The organism is Campylobacter sp. BCW_4341, from assembly GCF_001764255.1.
Lineage (GTDB): Bacteria > Campylobacterota > Campylobacteria > Campylobacterales > Campylobacteraceae > Campylobacter_D > Campylobacter_D jejuni.
In genome coordinates, this window is record NZ_MKAH01000023.1 from 16,183 (window position 1) to 36,963 (window position 20,781).

Below are 20,781 nucleotides of genomic sequence, written 5' to 3' on the forward strand. Positions count from 1 at the left end.
TTTAAATTTTATACCAAACTTGAGATTTTTTTGCTAAAATATTTAAAATTTATTGAAAGTGCAATATGAAATTTGAAGCTATAAATGAAAAAGAATTTTTAAGTCCCTACCACCGCAAAAAGCCTATCTTAGAAACAGAATTAAACGAATTTATCAAAACTTTAAAAGACTATAAAATAAATTTAGAAAACAATCTCAAAAACAACGAAGATTCTCTTGTGGCAAATGCTCTTAGCAAATTTTTTGAAAATTTATCTTTCCAATGCGAAGTCAAAAGCATACACAAAGGCAACAGCGGTATAGACTTAGCCTTAAAAAAAGATGGCCTTACTCAAGTCATCATCGAAGCAAAATTGCCTAATTCTAGAGAATTTTTTAGCCCAAGCAAACCTAATTGCAAGGCTTTGCATGAATGCATTTTATACTATCTTCGCGAAAGAAAAGCGTTAAATTCATCGCTTAAGCACATCATCATCACGGATTTTTATAGCTTTTTTATCTTTAAGGCGGATTTGTTTGAAGAGCTTTTTAACAAAAGCAAGTATTTTAAAGAAGCTTTTGAAAATTTTGAAAGCAAAAACTCGCTTTTTAAAGGCAATACCGACGAAATTTATAAAGAATTTGAAAAGATTTTAAATGGCGATAGCACTTTAAAAGGGCTTTTTGTGGATTTAAAACCTATCTTAGAGCAAGATAAATTAAGCTTTAGTAAGCTTAAGCCTTTGTTCAAAATTTTTAGCAAAGATTGTTTGCTAGGTGAGTTTAACCCCAACGATGCAAATTCACTCAACAACGCTTTTTACAAAGAGCTTTTATATATCTTAGGGCTTTGTGAGAGTAAACAAAACTCAAAACTCATCATCGCAAAAAGTGAAGAAAGCAAAGAAGAGCAAGGCACTTTCTACACCGCTATAAACTCTAAGCTTAAAGAAGAAAATTTTGAAACCATCTTAAAACTTTTGATCTTATGGCTTAATCGCATTTTGTTTTTAAAGCTTATAGAGTCAAATTTGGTGCGTTTTAATGATGATAAAAATTTGAAATTTTTAAATTTCAAAAAAATCCCTGATTTTGACAAGCTTAGCGAACTTTTCTTTGAAGTCTTAGCCAAAGAAAAAAGCATGAGAAAGAAAAGCGAATTTGCTTATCTGCCTTATCTAAATTCTTCTTTGTTTGAAAAACAAAGCATAGAAAACACACTTGAAATTTCAAGCTTAAGTAATGACTTAAAGCTTTTTTACTATAAAAACACCGTGCTAAAAGATGATAAATGCAAGGCTAAAAAAGGACAAGTGGGGCTTTTGGAATACTTGTTTGAATTTTTAGATAGCTTTGATTTTGGTAGCGATGATGAGCAAAGCGAAATTTTAAGCCAAAAAGAACTCATAAGCTCAAGCGTTTTAGGAAATGTGTTTGAAAAACTCAATGGCTACAAAGAAGGGAGCTTTTACACGCCAAGCTTTATCACTTCTTATATGTGTAAAGAAAGCATCACAAAAGTTGTGCTTGATAAATTCAATGCTCAATTTGATCTTGATGCTAAAGATATAAGCGAGTTAAGAAGATCTTTAAGGAAAGAAGATAAAAAGATACAAAAAGAGCTTTTAAACTCTATAAAAATTTGCGATCCTGCGGTGGGAAGCGGGCATTTTTTAGTTTCTGCTTTAAATGTTATGTTAAGCATTTATGATGAGCTAAATCTTTTTGATGAAGAGTTTTACCTAGAAGTGCAAAACGATGAAATTCTCATCACGGGTAGAAAAGGCGAGTTTATAGAGTATAAACGCCCAAGCACGCCTAAAGATAAAGCCCATCTTATCCAGCAAGAGCTTTTTTACACTAAAAAAGACATCATAGAAAACAACCTTTTTGGAGTCGATATCAACCCTAACTCATGCGAGATCACCAAGCTAAGGCTTTGGATAGAGCTTTTAAAACATAGTTTTTATCAAAGCTTTGATGATGAGAATTATCACGATCTTAAAATATTGCCAAATATCGATATAAACATAAAATGCGGAAATTCTTTGGTATCTTACTTTGAAACAGGCAAAAGCCTAAACCACTATCCTAACATCAAAGAACGCATCAATAAATACAAACGCATAGTAAAAGACTATAAAGAAGGCTTTTACACAGATAAAAGCCACATCAGCCAAGAGATAAAAAATCTCAAAATTTCTTTTAAAAATTTCTGCTTTGCGGATAAATTTAAAAAAGAAATGAAAGGCTTTAACGATAAATGTGAAAAATACTCTAAAAAATACGGAAATTTCTTAGCCATAAATGATGAAAATTTGAAATTCTTTGTTAGTGCGAATTTGACTCTTTTTGACTTTGATGAAAAAGAAGCCACAAAAGAATTTGCAAATCTTAAAAAAGAATACGACAATATCTTCAACCTAGAAAGCAATCATCCTTTTGAATGGCGTTTTGAATTCCCTGAAATTTTGGACGATGATGGAAATTTCAAAGGCTTTGATCTCATCATCGGCAATCCACCTTATATAAGACAAGAGGAGCTTAAAGAACTCAAGCCCCATTTAGCTAAAAATTATAAGGTTTATAAAGGCACGAGCGATATTTATACTTATTTTTATGAACTAGGATTTAATGTTTTAAAAGATAGGGGGGGGGTATTGAGCTATATCACTTCTAACAAATACACGCGTGCAGGATATGGGGAAGCTTTGCGTGAATTTTTGCTTAAAAATGTTAAGGTTTTAGAATACACTGATTTAAACGGTATAAAAGTTTTTGATAGTGCTACGGTGGATACTTCCATACTTTGTTTTGAAAAATCAAAAAGCAAAGATAATAAATTCAAATACCTTGCCCTAAGCAATGAAATTTTAAAAACTTGTGCTTATGACATTGGCTTATATAAGGACTTTGCAGAATTTTCGCAAAATTCTTTAAGCAAAGAAAGCTTCACTTTTAGCGATGAGAATACTAGTGCCTTAAAGGCCAAGATAGAACGCATAGGAACTCCACTTAAAGAATGGTATGGGCTTAATATCAACTATGGGATAAAAACGGGTTTAAATGAAGCCTTTATCATCACCACTGAAAAAAGAAATGAAATTTTAGCAAATTGCAAAGATGAAGCTGAAAAAGAACGCACCGCCAAACTCATACGGAAAATGCTACGCGGACGCAATATAAAAAGATATAGTTACGAGTGGGCGGGACTTTGGGTGATAGGAACTTTTCCAAGTTTAAAAATCAATATAGAACAATATCCTGCTTTAAAGCAATATTTATCTCAATTTTTACCACGCATAGAACAAAGTGGAGAAAAAGGTTGTAGAAAGAAAACTAGCAATAAATGGTTTGAAACTCAAGATAATATCGCTTATTATGAAGAATTTGAAAAAGAAAAGATAGTTTGGGCAGAAATGACCAAAGAAGCTTGTTTTGTATATGATAATTCAAATTTTTTTACAAATCAAACTTGCTATTTCTTTACGCATTGTGATTATAAGTATTTATTAGCAATTTTAAATTCTAGACTAATTGTTTATTATATGCAATATATATCATCTCACTTAGGACAAGGTGCTTTTAGGTGGATAAGACAATATATAGAAAAACTTCCTATACCAAAAATAAATTCCAAAAATGAAAAATTAGCCGATGAACTTATAAATTTAGCCGATGATATTTTAAAAGCCAAAGAACAAGACAAAAACGCAAATATCCAAGAACTAGAAAATAAAATCAATTCCATCGTTTATAAACTTTATAACTTAACTGAAGAAGAAATAAAAATCATTGAAGGGAAATAATGAAAGAACTAACAAAAGAACAAAGACAAATCATAGAAAACAAAATCAAACAAGAGGTTGAAAATTTTAATACTTTTTTAGATAGGCAATACTGCATTGACAAAATTTATAAAACGATTATAAATCGAATAAAATCACATTACGATATTGGATTTGATTTTTTGACAATTATTGAAAAAAATATAACCGAAATTGATAAAATTTCCTATGAAGTTATAGCAATAGAAGAAATAAAACAAATTTTAAATATTGAGGATAATATAAGATACATATCTGGTGTATTTTATATTTTTGGTTTATCTAGAACAAATTTAAAGACACAAGTTCATGGAGTTGTAGATATTTTATCATTATTTGAAACCTATCCTTTAGTGTTTGATCATTGTATATTTACCCAAAGAATAGGATATTTTAATCAAATAACAAATATTAAAAAAATATCTTTTTTAAATTGTAATTTTAAAAAAGAAGTTTATTTAAATTTTCAAGAATGCTTAGATATTTTTCAAATGGATAATTGTGTATTTGAAGATAGGGTTACCATTAAAGGAAAATTTAACGATAATGTTTATTTCAATAATTCTATTTTTAAAAATTACGCTGATTTCCACGAGTGTGAATTTGAAAAAACAGCTAGTTTTTATCGAGTGAGATTTGATAAAACTCCAAATTTTTCTCAAGCGATTTTCAAAGGAAATTTAAATGTGGTTAATATAAATTTAAATTTTACTTTTGATGATTTACAAGAGAGAGTCAAACAAGAATGCACTTCTTACGAAAGTCAAAGAACAACTAAAAAAGCAGGCGTTATACCAAATTTATATCAAGAAAAATCCTTAGATAAATTTGCCAATGATTTTAGAGATTCTTTTAGGACTTTTAAAAATGCTTTGATAAAAGATAACAATCTTTTAGACGCTTCAAATTTTCATAAATACGAGCTTTATTGTAAAGAGATAGAGCTAAAACAAAATTGGGATAAAAAAGGTGAGAATGTAAAAAATACGACAGATTTAGAAAAAAATGTTTCGAGAATTCGGGATTTTGTGGATTTTTTACTTTTAGGATTTTATAGAAAACTTTGCGATCATCACACAGACTTTTTAAAAGTTTTTAATAATCTTATATTACTAATTAGTTTATATATTTTGTTTATTTTTGTAGGAAGCTTTGAGTTTGATTTGGAAAAAAAATCTATACAAAATTTAAACAAAACTTCAGATATGTTTTCTTATTTGACAAAAGTCAAGGAAGTAATTATAAATTTTTCATTTATGCAACAATATTATAATCATATTTTAATTTCTTTTGTTGCTGTTTGTTTTATTTGTCTTATAGTAATATTTTATAAGATTTTCAAAAATATAAAATTAGATTTTATAATAATTAAAAATATAATATTTAAAGATATAATTAAAAGTATATTAATTTTATGTGTTTATTTATTATTTTTGCTAATTATCTTAATTTATATAAACATTTATATTCCAAAAAATCAAAATAATTTAAATATTTTATCTAATATAGGAATATTTTTTACATTTTGTATTTTTTATTTATGGATGGTATGTTTAAATACATTATTTCTAAGATATATTTTTATATGTATAAGTTATATTATTGTTATTATATCTATGGGTGCTAATATAACTATTTTAAATCCTTTTATTGGAAAACTTATCAATGATAAAATATTTTCAAATGATCCTTTGTTTATATATCTAACATTTGCTTATACTATTTTAATATTTTTAGTTCTTTTTTCACTCCAAAAAACCGCACGCAAAAATTCCATAGTGCCAAGTTGAAAAATTTAAGGTATTGTGATGAAAATTTGCAACAAAATATAAAAAATAAGGAATAAAAATGGAAAATTTAATTAAAGAACAAAAAAAGTTATTTTATAAAATTATAAAAAATATCAAAGATGAAAATTCTTTAAAACAATTAGAACAATTTCTTAATCTAATCGAAAATAATGCTATACAAAATTCATTAAAAGATATTGCAGAATTTAATTCTGTTTATAATGGAAATGGCAATGATGAAGAAATGTCCGTAAAAGATATGATTAAAGATATAAAAATCGGACAAAAAGATATAGATGAAATTTATTGGAAAATTTTTGATATTGAAACCGATGGTGAAAATAAAAGCAGTGCTTTAATTGAAATTGAAAAAGCTAAAGAATGTGCAAATAAAATGAAAAATGATTATATGAAATTTTATGATCAGGAAGATTCTCAAGGCAATGTTACCGAAGGGATTATTTCGAAGTTGAAACAAGCTTGTGATGATATCGAAGAAAATAAAGATAAAATAGAAAAATTTGAAAAATTTTACAATGAAATTTTTATTGGTGTTGAAGCAGATGAAAATGGAAAAGGTGGAAAGTTATCTCTTGAAAAATATTTAAATGAAAAACGGACTGAAATAAACAATTTAATTTCTAGTAAAAAACAAGAATTAGAAAATTGTTTAAATAGCTATAAAGATAAATTTGAAAATTTGTATAAAGAAAAAAATGATGAAATAGATGAATTATTACCAGGTGCAACTTCTGCGGGATTAGCCGAGGCTTATAAAGATGAAAGAGAGGTTGCACAAACAAATATCAAAACTTGGAATATAATTTTTGGAGTGTCTATATTCGTTTTTATTATTGTTTTTGGTATTTATTTTTGCTTTTCATTTGAGGAAAATTTTACATATATAAATTTTCTTAGAGCTTTGCCATTTTTATTTTTTAGCGGATTTTTTACTTATTATTCTACAAAGCAAATTGCAGAATATAAAAGAATAGCAAGTGAGTATGCTTATAAACAAAGATTAAATCAAACTTATAAAGGGTATGAAACTCAAATAAAAGAAACAGAGAACGAGGAACTAAAAAATCAACTTTTAAAAATTATGCTAGATTCTGCAGAAAATAATCCAAGCAAGATACTTGATAAAAAAGGTGAAATTCCTAGTTTAAGCTTGATTGAAAAAATGCTTGATATTCTTCCATTTAATACATTGAAAAGACTTCAAGATAAAATTAAAGCAAAAATAGAAAAATAATTATAAAAAACTATTTAAAAACCGCACGAAAAAATTCCATAGTGCCAAGCTAAGCCTTTAAAGCTTAGCTTGAAAATTTATTATCAGTCTTTCAAATAGTATTCTATAGTAGAAACCACTCTTATGGTTTTGATGTAAGGTGTGTTTTTATCCCTGTTGCTGATGCTAAATTGTCCTTGAGAAGCCTTTTTTATCTTGCCTAGATGGCTGTTTGAATCTTGTGCGAATTTTATCGCTGCATTTCTAGCATTGAGCGTTGCTTCTTCTATCATTTGTGGTTTTATCTCATTGAGTTTGGTATAAAGGTATTCTATGTCATAATTATCGATTTTTGTTACTATGCCAAATTTTGCAAGACTTGAAATGTTTTCTAGTATGCTTTTTCCAAGCTTTACATTTTGAGTATAGATGAGTAAATTCGCAGTGCCTATGTATCGGTATGTAGCTTGAGTGTCGTTGCTATAAGGATCGCTTAAACGATCTATGATATTTGGCGAGTTGTAGCTGATCTCATCTTCTTTTACGCCTTGTTCTTTTAAAAATTTGATGATATTTTCTTTATCTTGTTCTAGTTCTTCGTATAAATTTGTAAGATTGTTGTTTGATCTTGTGAATTTTATAGGAAGTATCAAAGTATCCGCTTCGACTTCTTTTTGACTTAAACCCTTTACGCTTACACTTCTTTCAAGTGTTTTAAAATCGCTTAAAGCCTTGTTAAATCCAAAAGCTAGAATCAAACTTGCTAAAACTATGGCTAAAGCCATAAAGATATTATTTGTTTTCATTTTTTCTCCTTTATTTTGATTAGAAAATATATCATATTTGCAACCAATACGCAAGCACACATTACAAAAGCAAGGATTATCGGTGTATTTGCGTTAATAGCTCCAACCACAAAAGAAATAAGCCCTGCAAAACCAAATTGCACCGTTCCAAGCACCGCAGAAGCAGTTCCGCTATGTTCTTTAAACCTTGCCATAGCCAAAGTCGTGGTATTGGGTGCGATGAAACCAAGCATAGCAATACTTGTAAAAATACTAAGTTCAAAAAGCAAGAAATTTGGGTGAAAAAAAGCATTTACAAGTAAAATCACAGTCGATATAAACATTATCATCAAAGCTTTTGCTAAGATTTTTTCGCTTTCGTATTTTAAAACCAATCTCGCATTGATATTTGCACAGATGACAAAACCTAAAGCATTTGCCCCAAAAAGCAAGGCAAATTTTTGCTCACTTAAGCCAAAAAACTGCGTAAAAACAAAGCTTGATCCTGTGATATAAGCAAACATCGCCGCCAAAGCAAAAGAAGCACATAGTATATAAACTAAAAAGCGTTTATCGCTTAAAACAAATTTGTAGCTTTTCATCGCTTCATGATGGGAAAATTTTTTGTTTTTAAGATGAGGTGCGGACTCTTTTAAGCCAAAAAGTATCATCAAAAAAAGTAAAATTCCCAAAGCAAACAAAGTTGCAAAAATACTATGCCATGAAAAATACTCTAGCAAAATTCCCCCAAAAGTTGGCGAAAGCATAGGAGCAAGAGAACTAAAAACCATCATCAAAGCAAAAATCCCTGCAGCTTCTTTGATCTCAAACAAGTCATTGACAATAGCCCTTGCGATAACCACACCTGCACAACCCCCAAGTGCTTCAAAAAATCTCAAAGCGATAAAAGCATAAATATCATCGATAATCACACAAAACAAACTCGAAACGATGAAGAAAAATATCCCCACCAAAGCTGGAATTTTACGCCCAAAAATATCACTTAAAGGCCCATATATAAGCTGTCCTAAAGCAAAAGCGATAAAAAAACTTGCGATACTAAGTTGGGTTAAAAAAGAATTAGTTTGAAAACTTTGCTCCACATGAGAAAGTGCAGGCAAATACATATCTGTAGAAAGCGGTGCTATGCTTGACATCAAAGCAAGGATAACGATGAGTTTAAATTTGGCAAAGCCGTGAATTTTGGTGTGTTTTTGCATTTGTAATCCTAATTATTCTAAAAGAATGATTTTAACAAGTCAATCTTAGAATAATCTTTGTTTTTCTATGTTAAATTTATAGAAAAATTCTCAAGGAAATTTTTTATGCAAAATTTAAACCAAAATGAACAAATCAAATGCCCAAGTTGTGGAAGTTTTATCGATATCAGCACTGCTTTATATGCTCAAATTTTAGATAAAGCTAAGCAAGAAATGCTAAAACAAAAAAAAGAATTTGATGATGAGGTAAATGCTAAAAGAGCTGAATATACCAAAGCTTTAAATGATTTAAAAACTCAAAAGATAGAACAAGAAAAACTCATAAACGAGCAAGTAAGCCAAAAGCTTCTTTTAGAAAAGCAAAAATTTGAACAAGAACTTCTTATACAAAAGCAAAATTTCCAAAAAGAATTCAGCGAGAAATTTAACAAAGAGCATGAAAATGAAATGAAAATCATGCAAGAAGAACTCGAGAAAAAAAGCAAAGAACTTAGCGAGTTTTTAAGCATAAAGGCTGAAAATGAAAGACTAAAAAGAGAGCAAAAAGAAAATGAAGAAAGATTGAAATTTCAAGCCAAAGAAGAGGCTTTTAAAGAATTTAAAGAACAAGAAAGCAAAAATTTGGAATTTGAAAGAGAAAAAATGCGTCTTGAATTTCAAAAAAGTACTCAAGAGCAAGATCTTAAATACAAAGAACTAGAAACGAATTTTAAAAGTGTAGCTCAAAAGCTAGAAGACGCACAACGCAGGATAGAACAAGGCTCACAGCAACTCCAAGGCGAAGCAGCCGAACTACTCATAGAAGAATACATACAAAGTGAGTATTTAAGTGATGAAGTAAAAGAAGTGCCAAAGGGCGTAAATGGAGCTGATTGTCTGCATATAGTAAAGGATAATTTTGGAAATATTTGCGGAAGTATTTTATATGAGAGCAAACGCACTAAAGAATTTAATAAAGAATGGCTTGATAAGCTTAAGCTAGATAGCATAGCTGCAAAAAGTGATATAGCGGTTTTGATTACAAAAACTATGCCAAAAGATAAAGAAAAAACGCATTTTAAAGAAGGAATTTTGATCTGTACTTTTAATGAATTTAAAGGTGTTTTAGCAGTGCTTAGAGAAAGCATTATAAATTCTTATAAACTCAAAAATGCCCTGCAAAACAAAGATGAAAAAAATCACATTTTATACGAATACTTAAATTCTAAGGAATTTAACACGCAAATCACTTTTATACTCAAAACTTATCAAAATATGAAAGAAGAGTTAGAAGCTGAAAAAAGGGCTTTGCAAAATATATGGAAAAAAAGAGAAAGAGCTATAGAAAATCTAAGTTTTAATTCCACTGCTATAGTGAGTTCTTTAAACGCGATATTTAGCGACTTACAAGGTGGAAATTTGATAGGTGAAGAAGGGATTAAAAGTCTTGAAAATTTAGCCAAAGATGAGGATTAATTTTGGGCTTAGCCCAAAATTAATCATTCTCCTGGGAAGTGATTTGGATTTTTCCAAGGTCCGTATTTTACTTTTATGTATTCTTTAGGGTCTAAATTTTGTTGCGGTGAGGCAAAATACTCAGGTTTTAATGATGGGGATTTGCTATAAGCTGTATCAAGTCCTGCACGATTTTCTGTAGTGGTTATAGGCATTCTTACAAAACCTGTATTGACATAAGCTGCTATATCTAGTGCATCTTCATCGCTTAATATAGGATTATCCGCACTCGCACCAAAAGGCATGGCTGATTTTAAAAATCTTGCTAAAAATGGTATCATAGCCATGTGTCCACCATCAGGATAGATAAGTAAAGATGGATATAAATGTCCACTACCTTGTTCATAATTATCATTTTTTACCCCAAGTCCTCTTTCGCCATGGCAAGCAACACAATTTTCTTCAAAGAGCTTTTTCCCACGCACAGGGTCAGCTGGACGATTTGGAAAATTCATCTTAGCAAAAAAATCTCCTTCAAGCTTTACGCCGTCTTTGATACCATAAGCTTCTTTTAGCCATTTAAAATAAGCTAAAATTGCTTTCATTTCTTTAGAATCATTAGGAAATCTATGAGAGTCAGTTCCACCCATTCCGCGAATTCTATCTTCAATAGAGATGATTTTCATCGTTTCTATATCAAGTCTTGGATAATTGTTTAGGACATTTAAAAATGGAATAACATATTTTTTTGTCCCTGGTAAACCATTGCCGTCATTGTCCATGTGACAGGAAATACAGTTTACTTCGTTGCTTGTCTTTTTTAGCTTGCTATAGGGTCCTAGAGTGCTTTCTGTCTTGCTTAAAAGCTTTATGCCATAACGGATTAAATCCCCTTGCTTGCCTTTTGGAACATCATTGATGCTTAAATTTTTATTTGGCCATTCTTGCACAGGTCTTTTAGAAAGTTCCTTAAAATACTCTACTCCTTCCTTGTCGCTTAATTCTTCTCCTACTTTGTAGTCACTCACGCTTTTAGCACTAAGACTCAAACTAAGACATAAACCAAGCAATAAAATGTGTTTTTTCATGATTTTCCTCCTTTTTATTTGTAGTTCAAATTGATTTTAGTGTATTTTTTCTTAAATATTAAGCATAATAAGAATAATTTAAATAAAATTAAATTTTAAAGTGTTACTAAAAGTAATATATTTTTAAAGTATATAATTAATATTTATTAAAATTTTATGATATTAACTTTATGTTAGTTATTTAAATAGTTTATTTTTTATAGAGTTTAGATTTTCTTCTAAATTTTTGAAATTGTTTTCTAAATCTTTTTTTATATCTATAAAGAAAGGATTGCTTAAAGTAGCGATAAGATAATGATTTTCTTTAGAAAAGATATGATTTAAAGTGAAATTTTTATCTTTAAGTTTGATATAAATTTGTTCTTCATTTTCAAAGCTAGGATTTTTGTTTGCACTTAAAATTTCGAGTAAAATTCCGCAAAAAAAGCGTTTATTTTCGTCCAAAAACTGAATATCATAAATTTTAAAATCCTTAAATTCAAAGCAGTTTTGACTTTTAAATTCTTGCAAATCTTTTGTAAGTCCTAGTTTTAAAAAGTCTTTTTGGCTTAAACTTTGCTTTTTAAATTTCGCCCCAAAACGACGCAAAAATAAATTTAAAGCGTCAATTTGTAATTCTTTTTGTGCGAGTTTTAGTTTTTTGGCTGTAAAACGAAAGAAAAAAATACCTACAAAAACAGCTAAAATTACTGCAATTAAGGAATCTCTTATAAAAACAAAGGCTAAAAAGCCTACAAGCAAGGCTTCGATAATGCTTAGGAATTTTAAGATCCCTAAGCGTTTAAGTATATAAAGTCTATTATTTTCTAAGCTTTTTAAATCCATTAAGATTTTGCTTTTTCCATTCTTTTTCTTTGAGTTGGATCAAGATAGCGTTTGCGAACACGCACATTTACAGGCGTAACTTCTACAAGTTCATCTTCTTCTATCCACTCTAAAGCTCTTTCAAGGCTTAATTTTCTAGGTGGTACAAGCTTGATTGCATCATCGCTTCCGCTTGCTCTTACATTGGTAAGATTCTTTCCTTTGATAGGATTAACATCTAAATCATTTGGACGAGAGTGCTCACCTATAATCATACCGGTATAAACTTTAGTTTGAGGCTCTATGAAAAGCACTCCACGCTCTTGAAGGTTAAACAAAGAATACCCTAAAGCTACGCCATTTTCCATAGAAATTAACGCTCCATTGTTACGCTTTTCAACCGCACCACTAAAAGGACGGAATTCTAAAAAACTATGATTCATCACGCCTTCGCCTTTAGTATCGGTTAAAAACTGGCTTCTAAAACCTATAAGTCCGCGTGCTGGAATTTCAAACTCAAGTCTTGTTTGTCCATCGCCTGTTGGTGCCATAGTTTTCATTTCAGCTTTTCTTTTGCCAAGTTTTTCTATTACCGCACCACTAAATTCCTCAGGTACATCGATAACTAAATGTTCAAAAGGTTCTGTTTTAACCCCATCTTCAACCTTTACGATAACTTCAGGTCTTCCCATGCAAAACTCAAAACCTTCACGACGCATATTTTCAGCTAAAATAGTGATTTGAAGTTCACCCCTACCGCTTACTTTAAATTTACCTTCGCCTGTGCTTTCGTATTTCATAGCGATATTAGTTTTCATTTCAGCTTCTAAGCGTTCAGCGATTTTATTTGAAGTTACATGTTTTCCTTCAGTTCCTGCTAATGGGCCATCATTTACAGAAAATACTATACTTAAAGTCGGCTCTTCAATGTGTAAAGGATCAAGTGGCATAGGATTGTTTGGATCTACAACGCTATCTCCCACATCTAAAGCTTCAAAACCTGCTATAGCTACGATATCTCCACTTCCTGCTTCTTCAATATCCATTTTTTCTAAGCCCATAAAGCCAATGAGTTTTGAAATTCTACCATTTACTTTGGTGCCATCAGCTTTTGCAAGCATTACGCTTTGGTTTTTCTTCACAACCCCATTGAAAATTCTAGCAATGCCTATTTTACCTACGAAATTATCATATCCTAAAGTGAAAACTTGAAGTTGTAAAGGATTATCATTTGTGCCACTTGGTGCTGGAATGCGTTCAAGTATGGTTTTAAAAAGTGGCTCCATATTATCACTTTCATCGTTTAGATCAAGCTTAGCATAACCATTTTTTGCTGCAGCATAAACTATGGCAAAGTCAAGTTGCTCATCGTTTGCATCTAGGGCTACAAAAAGATCAAAAATTTCATTGATCACTCTTTCAGGATCAGCAGCTGGTTTGTCGATTTTGTTGATTACAACTATAGGTTTAAGCCCTAAAGATAAAGCTTTTTTAACCACGAATTTAGTTTGTGGCATAACGCCTTCTTGAGCATCTACTAAAAGCAAAACTCCATCAATCATTTTTAAAACGCGTTCTACTTCTCCGCCAAAATCAGCATGCCCTGGAGTATCTATGATGTTGATTTTTGTACCTTTGTAATTGATCGCTGTATTTTTTGAAAGTATGGTAATGCCGCGTTCTTTTTCTATATCGTTGCTATCCATAACGCGTTCTGAAATTTGTTCTCTTTCGCTAAAGGTGCCTGATTGTTTTAACAATTCATCTACCATAGTGGTTTTACCATGGTCAACGTGAGCTATAACTGCTATATTTCTAATGTTTTCCAAATTTTCTTCTCCAAAGCTAAATTTTTAAAAGCTTAGATTATACAAAAATTTAACTTAAACTACAAAGCATCAAAACTTGGAACACTTCTTGCTTCAAAAACTTATGAAATTAAAATTTTAAAAAGGAAGTTAAAATGTCAAAACCATTAAATGAAGAGATTTTTGTTGAATTTAAAAGTGATTTAGGTGAGAGAAAAAATGAAGTTTTGCTTCAAGTTTTAGAACTTTTAGAAACTTTTAGATCAGATGAAAACGAAAAAATGGCAAGAATTTCAAGCGAGCTTACAGAAATTTTAGAAAATGAAGAAAATTTAGAGAAAATTTTAAATGCTAAAAATTTAGAAGAGCTTTTAAATATCTTAACTGCTTTAAATGAAGATAAGATGATTAAAGTATATGAAGATTCTTATTTGAAAGAAAAATTTCCTAATGTAATGGTAGATAAATTTTTAAAATAATTTTTTTTGAAGGAAAAGTGATGTCAAATTTAGCTCCGCAAAATGATGTTTTAAATCTTACGCCGAGTAAAACTTCTACTACTAGCAGTTCTTTTAGTAAAACCAGTAAAAATAAAGAACATGAAAGTAGCGATAGCAAAAATTCAACTAAAGATGATACGGAGAGTTTTTTAAATTCTTTGCTTAATTCTATCGATGAAACCAATGAATTTTTACCTGATCATATGAAGATCAGTCAAAAAGAAGTTGTTAATGAAGCGATGAATAGACTTCAAAAAGGAGCTTTTGATGAGAGTGATAAGATAAGCATTTTCGAATCTGCTTCTTTTATGCAAATTCTTTCTTTGTTGGATAAGCTAAAAACAGATACAGCAGATGTTAAACTGGCAAATCTTTCTACTCAACTTTCAAGTCTTATCAAAACAGAGGCTAATTTTAATGCTTTAAAAGGCGCATCAAATCTTAGTGAGCTTTTGGATATAGCTAAAGATCTGGGCTTAAATGTAAAAAATATTAAAGTAGATCGTCTTCTTGATCTTAAAGCAACTTTTCCAAATTTAGATAAGGCTGATTTTTTTAAAGGTGCTGTGGATAATGTTTTTAAAGAAATCATCAATAATAAAATTTCCAATATGAGTAAAAATTTAAATCACAATTTACAAAATACAACTCATACTACAAGCACTCATTCTACGCAAAAAACAAATTCTAAAGATAGCGGTTCTTTGCTTTCTCAAACTTTAAAAAATTTAGATTCCATGCTTTCATCCAAAGAAAGCAAACACGAAAAAAATGATAAAGTTAAATCAAAAATAGAAGAAGATACCACAGATGTTAAAAATACTTTAAAAAATATCAAAAATGATGAGTTTGCAAAAAATTTAACAGAAGAGTTAAATATAAAAGATAAAAAAAACCAAGATAATTTAAATAAAGATAACACAAAAGATGCAAAAAATAATGAGCAAATAAAAAAAGATGAAAAAGAATTAAACAACCTAAATAAAGAAAGCAAAGACTTAAACAAAGATTTTAATAAAGAGTTAAATAAAAATCAAGAAAAAAACAATTTAAATCAAGAGAATATACAAGATCAAAATAAAAATTTAAAGAGCAATAATCAAAATTTAAATCTTGATAAAAATTCAAATCAAGAAATTGTCAAAGATGCTCAGAATTTAGTTTCAAATTTAACACAAAAAGATTTTAGTTTAAATAAAGAGTCTAAAAACAACAACAAAGAAAATAAAGATATAAAACAGAATTTCTTTGATCAAAAATTAAATTTTGAAAATTTAAATAAAACTCAAGCAGTTCAAAACAAAGAGAATAATGCTAATTTTAACAACAATACCAATAAAGAAACTTTTACTCAAGAGCAAACAAAAACGCACAGTGAAAATGTAGATAAAAATAATTTAGATGACTTAAATTCTTTAGTCAAAGATTTAAGTAAAGTAACACAAAACAATGCTCGCAATATCACGCCTAAAGAGACTTTGCAGTATTTTTCACAAGATTTAAAAGAGGCTGTAGATCAATATAAAGCACCTATCACTAAACTTAGTATCACTCTAAATCCTAATAATCTTGGAGAAGTGGAAGTAACTTTGATACAAAGAGGTAATAACCTTCATATCAATTTCAACTCCAATACCAATGCAATGAATTTGTTTATCCAAAATCAAGTCGAGTTTAAAAATTCTCTTGTAAATATGGGATTTACTGGACTTGAAATGAATTTTAGTGATCAAGGTAAAAGAGAGCAAAATCAAAATCAAGGAAAAAATCGTAGTGGATATGGTTTTAAAGATGCTTTAGATGGAAAAAATGAAAGTGAAAAAGTCAATCTAGAGCTTGTTTTAGCGAAGTATTTCTAAGTTGGAACACTTATTGCTTTTAATTAAAAAAGACTGAATGTAAAAAAAGGATTTTATCATGGCGACAACAAATTGGAATAGCAATCTTAACTGGACAAATACTACTAATACTAACCAAACAAGCAACAAGGATACGAAAGTGGATAATTCATCTAGTAGCAATAGCTCTGGTGTGGTTAGTAATCCAAATGCTACCTTAGATAAAGATGCGTTTTTAAAACTTCTTTTGATAGAGCTTCAACATCAAGATCCAACAGATCCTATGGATAGTGATAAAATGCTTACACAAACCTCACAGCTTAGTGCACTTGAAATGCAACAAAATACCAATACAACTATGCAAAAAATGGTTGAAACTATGGAAAAACTTTCCAATTCTTTTAGCACGAGCATGAGTACTGCAGCAGTGGGAGCTATAGGAAAAATGGCTACGGTAAATGAAAACAAAGTCAAATTAACAGGCGCAGATGAGGTTATTGCACTAAAAATGTATTTGCCTGAAGATTCGGATGATAAAGGAATCACCTTAGAGGTTTATGATAAAAATAATAAGTTGGTATTTAGTGAAAAAAGTAATGAGGGAAAAGAAGTATCAAAAGGTTTATTTACATTAGAGTGGCCTGGTAGAAATAATGATGGTGTTTATGCTGGGGATGGAGAGTATAGTGTTAAAGTGGTTTATAATAATAAAAACGGGGAAAAAATAACTGCAAATTATGGAACTTATCCTATAGAGGGTATTAAATTTGTTGATGGGATTGCTTATGCAAAAATGGGTGGTCAATATGTAAGTTTTGATGATATTGGTGAAATTAGTGATTATAAACTTGGTTCATCTTCAACTTCCGTTGGAGATAGTTCAAGTGGAGACTCAAGTGATGGAGATTCTTCTAATTCTGGATCTACAGAAGATGGTAATAAAGAGGAAAAGGCATAAGCCATGATAAATTCATTTTATAATGGAATTTCTGGAGTTAAAACAAATAGTTTTGGTATTGATATTTATGCAAATAATATAGCTAATGTTAATACTACAGGTTTTAAGTATTCTGATGCTCAATTTAAAGATGTTTTTTATAGCACTATAACCACTCAATCAACTAATCCTGCTCAAGGTGGATATGGCTCAGGATCAGCTTCTTCTAATGTGGTTTTTGAGCAAGGTTCTCTTGTGGCAAGCGATAGCGAATTTGATGTGGCTTTACAAGGAAAAGGATTTTTTGGGGTTTTGGGAGCGGATGGTAATGCTTACTATACTAGAAATGGATCGTTTAAAAGAGATGCAAATGGATATTTGGTAGATTCTTATGGAAATTTTGTTTTAGGAACAATGAACCCTGCTTTTACCGGTATCAACTATAGCGATAGGGTTGCGGGGCTTATGGGGGATTATCTTAACACAGGAACTCCGGTAAATAATGGTTTTACCGTAAATTCAAATAATTCTTTCGGTATAGGCACAACTGCTTCTCAAGGGGCTATTAAAGTACCTGTGAATATGTATTTACCTCCTCAAGTAACTCAAAATGTAAAATGGAGTGGAAGTTTAAATACTAACACAACAACAGAAGTGGTCAAAGTAGATCTTGATCCTGGTAAATTTAACATTACAAAAACCGAAGATGGAAAATATGTAGTTAGCGGTAGTGTTAGCAAAGAAGATGTGTTTAGTGCTAAAGTGGGTGATAGGATCATTTTAAATTTCACTGACGATAATGGCGTAAAAAAAAGCTTTGAAGCAACTTTAGATGAAAATCTTAATTTTAAAAGCAATGAGCTTGATTTAAAGGGTTTGGATGAAAATAGCATCAAGCTTGATACAGCTCAAATTTCAACAGAACAACAAAAAGCCAATAAAGATATTTTAGAATCCCCTATTTATAATGCGGATGGAAGTAAAAGTACTTTAAGGGTTACGCTTGAAAGGGTTTTGCCGCAAGAAGGCGATAATATACAATATAAAGCCATTGCCCAAATTTATGATTCTAATGGCAATGCCGTAGGCAATCCAACTGAAGGAAATATGGTTTTTGATAAAAATGGTGCTTTGCTTCAAAACAATATTACAAGCATTGCAAACCCAAATGGCGGAACAATTAATATTGATTTAGGCTCTCCTTATGATGCTAATAAACCTGGTTCGGGTTATAGTGGGATTTATATTAAAGAAGGCGTTGAAAAAAATGTAGTTACACAGCAAGATGGTGTAGCCGAAGGATTTTTTAAACAATATGATATATCTGATGATGGAAGTATTGTAGCACAATTTAGCAATGGTAAAAATGCTATAGTTGGAAAGCTTGCTTTATATAATTTTATCAATGAGCAAGGATTGGCTGCTATGGGCGATAATATCTTTGCTGCAACAGCTAATAGTGGTGATGCAAGTTTTATTATGAAAAATGGACAGATTGTTAATACAGCTAAATTTAAAGGTGGTTTTTTAGAGCAATCTAATGTTGATTTAAGTGTAGAGCTTTCAAATCTTATAGTAACTCAAAAAGCCTTTGATGCAAGCTCAAAAAGCATTACCACAAGCGATCAAATGATACAAAAGGCTATTAATATGAAAAGATAATTTTTAGGAATTATCTTTTTCTAGTTTTTCAAAAATAATTTTAATTTCTTCTATATCGCTTTCGCTATAATCATGACTTGATTTAATATAGCTTGCTTGTTGCCCTTTTTCAAGGTATAAAACTTTTTCATAATCTTTTAAATTTATTTGATACTTTAGTTCAAGCTCGGTGTTTGTTTTAGGATAAAATTTTAAAAAATTATCCTCTCCAATATTTTCGGCTTTTATGTATATTTTTACATTATAAACCATTTCATCTAAAAAATTTAGCTTTGCGTCAATATGATATTTTAATTTTATAAGTTTTTTATACAAGACACTAAGATGATTATATTTTTTTATGATATCACGATAAAGATTTGAAAATTTCATATCTATAGCATTAAGTTTTTCAGTTTTTTGAAGTTTGATAATCTTGATTTGATTTTTGATTAGATAATCATAGTAATTTTGCATTTGACTTATGATATTATCAAGTTTACTCTTTGTTTTAAGGCTTAAATTTGTAAGATTTTCAGTTTCTGAGTTTGATTTATTGTTAATAAAATCTAGTGGAGAAATTACAATATTATTTTTAAATTTTATATTATTTGTTATGATTAGATTTTTTTTGGGATATAAGATATTATCTGCTAATAAATTGCAAATATAAATATTTTCTGCTTCTATTTTTCCGCCCATGCAGTTTTCAACAAATACATTTTTGGCTATAACTATCCCGTTTTCTAAATTTTTTATATACACAGTATCAGCTTGCAAAGTTCCTTTGTGTGTTGTAATAAAAATATCTTGTGCAAAAATTTCGCTTTTTGCATGAGTTAGGCCTTTGATGCTGATATTTCTTCCATAAAGTTTTGTCGCTCCAATGCTTCCATTTACTTTTATGTCTGAAGCTTGAACATTTACAATACCTGATTTAACAGCATCATCATTTATATCGAAATTAGTGATTTCTAAGTTTATATTTTCATCAGTATTTGTTTTGATTGAACCGGTTGTTTTAAGTCCTACTTGTGATAATTTTAAATTATTTGTAACGCTATATCCTGATCGGTCTTTATTTAAAAATCCATAATTTGCACTAAAATATTTAATTCTATCTTCTAGTTCTTCTGTATAAATGCTTTCGTCTTTTATGATAAAAGGATTATCAAAAAAAGCTATTGGATTTAAATGAAGGATTTCTCCTCTTAAATTTCTACCTTCTTTGCCAAGAATTCTATAAATGTATTCAAAAAGTAGCTCATTTTTTTCAATAGGTTTACAGTAGCTTCCTTCATCATAGCTAATATTTTCGTCAAAACATTCTTCGTTAACATCTCTATGATAAATAATTTCATCGCTTTTATGTTCAATCTTATCTACACCTTTGGCAATTTCAAGCTCTATTTCTTTAATAGATGGATTTTTTTGTATTGATAAGATAAAATCATCAATCTTGTCAAATAAATTTTTATCAAGTCTTAAGATTAAAAATTTTTGCTTGATCATTACTTTATAAATATTTTGCAAAATGTCAAATTTTAAATTTGGATAGTATTTAAAATTATCCAAAAAATTAATATTGACCTTAAGATAAGTTAAACTAGGATTAGATTTAAGCTTAACCACGAAACAATTTTTTTGTGTTTTTGGATAAATTTCTATAAGAAATTTTTGCACCATGGTATTGTAATTTTTTACAAAAAAATCATCCGCATAAAATAAGTCAAAATCCTTTCTTTCATAAGTTTTTGTTTTTGCTGGTTTTATATTAGAACACAGAAGTTTAAAATCTATAATTCTAAAATCAAGAATTTGATCTGTGCTGGCTTGTTCATATTTTAAACTTTCAAAAGGATTGAAAGTTTCTAAAGTTTTTATTTCATAGCTCAT

At 29.6% G+C, this 20,781-nt stretch carries 14 protein-coding genes; 8 read left to right on the forward strand and 6 right to left on the reverse strand.

Annotation, left to right across the window (positions count from 1 at the left end; genetic code table 11):
- Positions 1-65 precede the first annotated feature (65 nt).
- Genes AJN70_RS03530 through AJN70_RS03540 form a run of 3 tightly spaced genes read left to right on the forward strand, consistent with a single transcriptional unit; the run spans position 66 to position 6,851 of the window.
- Complete coding sequence (locus AJN70_RS03530; RefSeq protein ID WP_070295497.1) at positions 66-3,788, forward strand: class I SAM-dependent DNA methyltransferase; 3,723 nt, start codon at positions 66-68, stop codon at positions 3,786-3,788.
- Positions 3,788-5,596, forward strand: a complete 1,809-nt coding sequence (locus AJN70_RS03535) for a pentapeptide repeat-containing protein (RefSeq protein WP_070292015.1) — start codon at positions 3,788-3,790, stop codon at positions 5,594-5,596. The genes AJN70_RS03530 and AJN70_RS03535 overlap by 1 nt, the downstream gene beginning before the upstream one ends.
- Before the next feature lie 58 nt (positions 5,597-5,654).
- Positions 5,655-6,851 (forward strand): hypothetical protein, encoded by a 1,197-nt coding sequence (locus tag AJN70_RS03540; RefSeq protein WP_070295498.1) that lies wholly within the window; start codon positions 5,655-5,657, stop codon positions 6,849-6,851.
- Positions 6,852-6,934: 83 nt separating this feature from the next.
- Here the strand turns inward: AJN70_RS03540 and AJN70_RS03545 are convergent, their stop codons facing one another.
- Both AJN70_RS03545 and AJN70_RS03550 read right to left on the reverse strand, forming a co-directional pair.
- Positions 6,935-7,636, reverse strand: a complete 702-nt coding sequence (locus AJN70_RS03545) for an SIMPL domain-containing protein (protein ID WP_002842934.1) — start codon at positions 7,634-7,636, stop codon at positions 6,935-6,937.
- Positions 7,633-8,835 (reverse strand): multidrug effflux MFS transporter, encoded by a 1,203-nt coding sequence (locus AJN70_RS03550; protein ID WP_002930130.1) that lies wholly within the window; start codon positions 8,833-8,835, stop codon positions 7,633-7,635. The genes AJN70_RS03545 and AJN70_RS03550 overlap by 4 nt, the downstream gene beginning before the upstream one ends.
- 105 nt (positions 8,836-8,940) lie before the next feature.
- On the opposite strand from AJN70_RS03550, the gene AJN70_RS03555 reads away from it, so the two are divergent.
- Positions 8,941-10,290, forward strand: coding sequence for a DUF2130 domain-containing protein (locus AJN70_RS03555; RefSeq protein WP_032587432.1), 1,350 nt, complete (start codon positions 8,941-8,943; stop codon positions 10,288-10,290).
- Positions 10,291-10,313: 23 nt separating this feature from the next.
- On the opposite strand, the gene AJN70_RS03560 is transcribed toward AJN70_RS03555, so the two are convergent.
- From AJN70_RS03560 to typA, 3 genes are all read right to left on the reverse strand, one after another.
- Positions 10,314-11,357, reverse strand: a complete 1,044-nt coding sequence (locus AJN70_RS03560; RefSeq protein ID WP_052949435.1) for a c-type cytochrome — start codon at positions 11,355-11,357, stop codon at positions 10,314-10,316.
- Between the two features lie 177 nt (positions 11,358-11,534).
- Positions 11,535-12,182 (reverse strand): poly(A) polymerase, encoded by a 648-nt coding sequence (locus AJN70_RS03565; protein WP_070292009.1) that lies wholly within the window; start codon positions 12,180-12,182, stop codon positions 11,535-11,537.
- Positions 12,182-13,990: a translational GTPase TypA gene (gene typA, locus AJN70_RS03570; RefSeq protein ID WP_070295499.1), complete on the reverse strand. Its 1,809-nt coding sequence runs from the start codon at positions 13,988-13,990 to the stop codon at positions 12,182-12,184. The genes AJN70_RS03565 and typA overlap by 1 nt, the downstream gene beginning before the upstream one ends.
- Positions 13,991-14,124: 134 nt before the next feature.
- Between typA and AJN70_RS03575 the strand changes: the two genes are divergently transcribed.
- From AJN70_RS03575 to AJN70_RS03590, 4 genes are read left to right on the forward strand one after another with little or no spacing between them, the layout of a single operon-like run.
- Positions 14,125-14,448, forward strand: coding sequence for a hypothetical protein (locus AJN70_RS03575; protein WP_070295500.1), 324 nt, complete (start codon positions 14,125-14,127; stop codon positions 14,446-14,448).
- Between the two features lie 17 nt (positions 14,449-14,465).
- Complete coding sequence (locus AJN70_RS03580) at positions 14,466-16,328, forward strand: flagellar hook-length control protein FliK (protein WP_083262313.1); 1,863 nt, start codon at positions 14,466-14,468, stop codon at positions 16,326-16,328.
- Positions 16,329-16,386: 58 nt separating this feature from the next.
- Complete coding sequence (locus AJN70_RS03585) at positions 16,387-17,265, forward strand: flagellar basal body rod modification protein (RefSeq protein ID WP_410002403.1); 879 nt, start codon at positions 16,387-16,389, stop codon at positions 17,263-17,265.
- Between the two features lie 3 nt (positions 17,266-17,268).
- Positions 17,269-18,906, forward strand: coding sequence for a flagellar hook-basal body complex protein (locus AJN70_RS03590; protein WP_053872546.1), 1,638 nt, complete (start codon positions 17,269-17,271; stop codon positions 18,904-18,906).
- 3 nt (positions 18,907-18,909) lie between these two features.
- Here the strand turns inward: AJN70_RS03590 and AJN70_RS03595 are convergent, their stop codons facing one another.
- Positions 18,910-20,781 (reverse strand): flagellar assembly protein A, encoded by a 1,872-nt coding sequence (locus AJN70_RS03595; RefSeq protein WP_070295508.1) that lies wholly within the window; start codon positions 20,779-20,781, stop codon positions 18,910-18,912.

Coding starts and splice junctions, on each gene's coding strand:
- AJN70_RS03530 (WP_070295497.1), top strand. CDS start 66: ATGAAATTTGAAGCTATAAATGAAAAAGAATTTTTAAGTCCCTACCAC.
- AJN70_RS03535 (WP_070292015.1), top strand. CDS start 3,788: ATGAAAGAACTAACAAAAGAACAAAGACAAATCATAGAAAACAAAATC.
- AJN70_RS03540 (WP_070295498.1), top strand. CDS start 5,655: ATGGAAAATTTAATTAAAGAACAAAAAAAGTTATTTTATAAAATTATA.
- AJN70_RS03545 (WP_002842934.1), bottom strand. CDS start 7,636: ATGAAAACAAATAATATCTTTATGGCTTTAGCCATAGTTTTAGCAAGT.
- AJN70_RS03550 (WP_002930130.1), bottom strand. CDS start 8,835: ATGCAAAAACACACCAAAATTCACGGCTTTGCCAAATTTAAACTCATC.
- AJN70_RS03555 (WP_032587432.1), top strand. CDS start 8,941: ATGCAAAATTTAAACCAAAATGAACAAATCAAATGCCCAAGTTGTGGA.
- AJN70_RS03560 (WP_052949435.1), bottom strand. CDS start 11,357: ATGAAAAAACACATTTTATTGCTTGGTTTATGTCTTAGTTTGAGTCTT.
- AJN70_RS03565 (WP_070292009.1), bottom strand. CDS start 12,182: ATGGATTTAAAAAGCTTAGAAAATAATAGACTTTATATACTTAAACGC.
- AJN70_RS03575 (WP_070295500.1), top strand. CDS start 14,125: ATGTCAAAACCATTAAATGAAGAGATTTTTGTTGAATTTAAAAGTGAT.
- AJN70_RS03585 (WP_410002403.1), top strand. CDS start 16,387: ATGGCGACAACAAATTGGAATAGCAATCTTAACTGGACAAATACTACT.
- AJN70_RS03590 (WP_053872546.1), top strand. CDS start 17,269: ATGATAAATTCATTTTATAATGGAATTTCTGGAGTTAAAACAAATAGT.
- AJN70_RS03595 (WP_070295508.1), bottom strand. CDS start 20,781: ATGAGCTATGAAATAAAAACTTTAGAAACTTTCAATCCTTTTGAAAGT.